This is a genomic window from Rhodococcus sp. (in: high G+C Gram-positive bacteria), assembly GCF_049286785.1.
In the GTDB taxonomy this organism is placed as follows: Bacteria; Actinomycetota; Actinomycetes; order Mycobacteriales; family Mycobacteriaceae; genus Rhodococcus_F.
On the sequence record NZ_JBAQEO010000378.1, the window covers coordinates 1 to 4,373 of the forward strand.

General features: G+C 66.0%; 5 protein-coding genes and 1 pseudogene. 5 read left to right on the forward strand and 1 reads right to left on the reverse strand.

The annotated features are described in order from the left end of the window. Positions 1-5: 5 nt before the first annotated feature. Positions 6-650 carry a phosphate signaling complex protein PhoU gene (gene phoU / locus WAW17_RS14085; RefSeq protein WP_422333575.1) on the reverse strand — a complete coding sequence of 215 codons (645 nt, stop codon included), beginning with the start codon at positions 648-650 and terminating at the stop codon, positions 6-8. 104 nt (positions 651-754) lie between these two features. On the opposite strand from phoU, the pseudogene WAW17_RS14090 reads away from it, so the two are divergent. From WAW17_RS14090 to WAW17_RS14110, 5 genes and pseudogenes are all read left to right on the forward strand, one after another. Further along, positions 755-949, forward strand: a pseudogene (locus WAW17_RS14090) (hypothetical protein); the annotation flags it as partial. A gap of 140 nt (positions 950-1,089) precedes the next feature. After that, positions 1,090-1,395, forward strand: a complete 306-nt coding sequence (locus WAW17_RS14095; RefSeq protein ID WP_422333576.1) for a GNAT family N-acetyltransferase — start codon at positions 1,090-1,092, stop codon at positions 1,393-1,395. 296 nt (positions 1,396-1,691) lie between these two features. Then, complete coding sequence (locus tag WAW17_RS14100; RefSeq protein ID WP_422333577.1) at positions 1,692-2,138, forward strand: SRPBCC family protein; 447 nt, start codon at positions 1,692-1,694, stop codon at positions 2,136-2,138. Positions 2,139-2,145: 7 nt separating this feature from the next. Beyond that, a complete protein-coding gene (locus tag WAW17_RS14105; protein WP_422333578.1) occupies positions 2,146-3,750 on the forward strand; it encodes a phytoene desaturase family protein in 1,605 nt (534 codons plus the stop codon). Positions 3,751-3,946: 196 nt separating this feature from the next. Then, on the forward strand, positions 3,947-4,165 hold the full coding sequence (locus WAW17_RS14110) for a hypothetical protein (RefSeq protein WP_422333579.1): 219 nt from the start codon (positions 3,947-3,949) through the stop codon (positions 4,163-4,165). Positions 4,166-4,373: the final 208 nt, after the last annotated feature.

Genomic DNA, 4,373 nt, shown 5'->3' on the forward strand with positions numbered 1-4,373 from the left:
CTTCTCTAGTCGGGCAGGACCCCGGTCTCGAGGAAGATGATGCGACGTCCGATCTCGACGGTGTGGTCGCAGAACCGCTCGTAGAAGCGGCCGAGCAACGTGATGTCTACGGCCGCCTGCACACCGTGCGGCCACTCCGGAGCCTGCAGGATCAGGAACAGTCCTCGATGGAGTTCGTCCATCGTGTCGTCGGCGAGCAGAAGATGTTTCGCCCGTCCGGGGTCCCGATGCTGAAGTGTCTCTTCGGTCTCCCGGGCCTGAGCGATGGCCACGGCAGCCATCTCGGTGAAGACCCCGCGGACCTCCTCGGGAACGGCGTGGTCGGGGTGCCGGCGTCGGGCAATCTTTGCGACATGGATGGCGAGTCCGCCCATGCGATGCAGATCGGCCGATATGTGGAGCCCGCCCACCATCAGCCGCAGATCGTGAGCAACCGGGGCCTGCAGGGCAAGCAGCGCGAACGCGCGCTGCTCCCAGTGCGCTGCCGCCTCGTCGAACGAACTGCCCATATCGATCACCTCCTCTGCCACCTCGAGGTCTGCATCGAGCAGCGCGCGACTCGCCTTGTCCATCGCTGTGACGGCGAGTCTGCAGATCTCGGCGAGGTCGCGCGCGAGGCTGTCGAGATTTTCGGAGAATCTTGTGCGCATTTCCCCAACCTAATGTGTTGTGTGAAAACCGGCAGATCAACGCGCGGGACCGGGCGGGAGCTGCTGAGTGTTTCGCGCCGGGCGGGGTTGGGAACGACTGACACATGACGGACGAAGACGGATCAGCACGCCGAGACCGGCAACCTCGCCGCGTGGTCGGCAGCGGGTTCGCCGGGGTGGAGTGTGCACGGCAACTCACGCGCCGCCTCCGCGGTACGGATGTGCGGATCGTCCTCGTCTCACCCGACGGCTACCTGCTCCATACGCCCCTGCTTCCGGAAGTGGCAGGCCGAATTCTGGGTGTCGGGGAAACGGCACCCTACGGCTGTTCCCGCTGCCCTGGTGGCGATCGGGTTGCTATCCGAAGAGGAGGCGGGGTTCGCTGCAAGTGACGTTATCAGGGCCGGAACATGATCCGGCCACACGACAGAGGAGCACAATGGAACCGAAGGTGCGTGACAATCTCGACGGTCACCGGTACGAGATCGTGGTCGACGGTGTCGTCGCAGGATTCGTCGACTACTCCCTGAAAGGCTCGACGTTGACGCTGATCCACACCGAGATCGACGACGCGTTCGAGGGCAAGGGCTACGCAGGACAACTGGTGGGGAGAACTCTCGACGCCGTCGCGCGGCGGGGGCTCTCGATCGACCCGCAATGCAGCTATGTGCAGGGCTTCTTGCGTAAGTACCCCGATTACCAGTCTCTGGTCGCCGACGGTGCGGCGCACGGCACGACGGAGTGACGAGTCGGGGCCGACGGGGATCGATCACCACAGGCGTGCCGGCGGACTCGTGCCGGCGGACTCGTTTCGTGAGATGCCGAGCAGATGATCTGCGGCAACGTCGTAGACGGCTTGCGCTCCGGCCGAGCGTGATTCGTCTGCAACGATGCCCTGCACAGGCCGGCGAAAGCGGAAGGGTGTCGCGTCGCGCACACCACACGCCTCCGGCCCGGGGCTGGTTTCGTTCCCCGGGCGACAGGGTAAGCGCCAACCAACAGCCCAGAACCCGCTGTCCGGATCCGTTCTGCCGAGGGGGAGTGACCGTCATCAAGGCTCAATGGGATACCTCGGCCTCCGTGTCGGACGTGTGGTCGGTGCTCGCCGACGGCTGGACATATCCGTCCTGGGTCGTCGGCGCGTCACGGATGCGGGCAGTCGCCCCCGACTGGCCCGCGGCGCGAACCCGCCTGCATCACTCGGTCGGCCTGTGGCCGGCGCTGATCGACGACTGGACGGAAGTCCTGTATGTCGACGAGGAACGCGAACTTCGACTGCTGGCAACGGCGTCGCCGTTCCCGAACGCCGTGGTGACGATTCAGCTGCAACCACGGGCACACGGCTGCCATCTCGAGATGTCCGAGGAGGTGTCCTCCGCCCCGGGGAAGTGGATACCCCGGCGAGCGCAGGAGCTCGCCGTTTATCCACGCAATCGAGAGTGCCTCCGCAGACTGGCGCTCCTGGCCGAACGGTCCACGACACCGTGAAGGGACGGTGAATGTGCGGACAGCGGACGCAATAGTCATAGGGGCAGGGCCCAACGGTCTCGTCGCAGCGGCCACGATGGCGAAAGCAGGTTGGGATGTAATCATTCTCGAACAGCAACCGGAGCCGGGGGGCGCGGTTCGTTCGGCCGAACTGTTCCCGGACTACTGCACAGATCTGTTCAGTGCCTTCTATCCGTTGGCTGCGGTGTCACCCGCGATCCGGGACCTCGACCTCGAGGGCGTGGGTTTGCGGTGGAGTCGGGCACCCCATGCGCTGGGGCATCCCCGACATCACCTCGACGAGGATGCACCGTTGGTCCAGCACGATCCCGAGGCTACGGCGGCCGATCTCGCACGCAGGCATCCCGCCGACGGTGAGGCCTGGCTCCGGCTCGTCAGTGAGTGGAACCAGCTGAAGGAACCGCTTCTCGACTCCCTGTTCAGGCCCTTCCCGCCGGTCAGTGGACCCCGCCGGCTCCTGTCCCAGCTCGGCAGCGCCGACTCTCTTCGACTGTTGCGCTTTCTCATGCTGCCCGCCCGGCGCATGGCCCACGAACTTTTCGAAGGAGACGCGGCACGGCTGCTCCTTCTCGGCAACGCCATGCACGCGGACACCCCGGTCGATGCACCGGGAAGCGGGGTGATGGGGTATCTGCTCACCATGCTGGCGCAGGATGACGGCTACGTCGTTCCGGTGGGCGGTGCGGGGGCCCTGTCTGCAGCGATGGCCACCCGGGCGGAGCGAAACGGCGCCGAGATCCGGTGCGGGGAGGAAGTGACTGCCATCGATGTGGTCCACGGCGTGGCGAAGGAAGTCCGCACTGCGAACGGTGAACGATATGTCGCCCGGAAGGCAGTGGTCGCCGACGTGTCGGCGCCGGCACTGTACGGGCGTCTCCTGGCACCGGCGGCCGTACCGGAGCGACTGCGCGCGGACCTGCGCAACTTCGAGTGGGACACACCCGTCGTGAAAGTCAACTACGCGCTGGACCGCAAGATCCCCTGGCGCTCAGAGAACTTGAGCGGTGCGGGAACCGTGCATCTGGGTGCGGACGACAACGGGCTGGTCCGGTGGATGGCGGATCTCACCACCGGGGTGGTGCCCACCCATCCGTTCCTGCTGTTCGGTCAGATGACGACCTCCGATCCCACCCGGTCGCCCGAGGGAACCGAAAGCGCCTGGGCATATACGCATCTGCCGAGAGGCGTCACCGACAACGAATCTGCCGAACAGCTGGCCCGGTGTGTCGACGACGAAATCGAGGCACACGCACCGGGTTTCAGTGAACGGATCGTGGGACGCGACGTGCAGCGGCCGAGCGACCTCGAGGCGAACGACGCGAACCTGCACGGCGGTGCTGTCAACGGGGGTACGGCCCAGCTGTACCAGCAGCTCATCTTCCGGCCCTCTCCGGGGGCTTTCGGCCCGGATACGGCGGTCGACCAGTTGTATCTCGCCAGCTCCTCTGCCCATCCCGGCGGTGGTGTGCACGGGGTGTGCGGATTCAACGCGGCGCATTCGGCGCTTTCCGACCGTGGGCGCTGGGGATGGGCCCGGCGCACGGTTCGCGGACGGGTGTTCGATCTCCTGACCGGCGACATCACCAGGTAGGGTCCCGCCGCCCGGCACCCGCCCGCCGGTCGGAGGGATGCGACCTGCACAGGTACCCGCCCGCGGACGGACACACAGGGCGTTCTAGCTCGTTGGACATCCGTCCAGTGGCGCGAGAGCAACTACGTTTGATACAACGTACCCATACAAAATGTGATGCACGTCACTACCTGCAACCCGAGGGCACGTCTAACTCATGAGCCGCACCACGTCGCGACGGAACGGACTATCCGCGACCTCGCCCGAAATCGCGGCATCGCCGCGCCATCCCGTGGGTCCCACCCTGTCCATCGCCGCTATCGCAGCGGTCGCCGCCACCGCCCCCGCCGTCGTCGTCACCGGATCGGCGCTGGTGGGTATCGCCACGTCACTGGCGGTGCTGGGGTCCGTCACCCTCGCCGGGCTACTGATCTGAGGTCGCCGTCTCCGCCGTAGTCGTCACGCAGTTGTTCATGTCTTCAGCAATCAGAAAGCAGTCGATGGAAACCTCTCCCCGAACGTCCGCCCGCGGCACCGTGCGCTACCCGTCAGCGGGTGGCTCCATGAGCACCCTGGAGATCAAGAGCCGCATCGAAGCGATGTTCCGCGACAGGACGGACGCACCGGACGAACTGGTGGAGCAG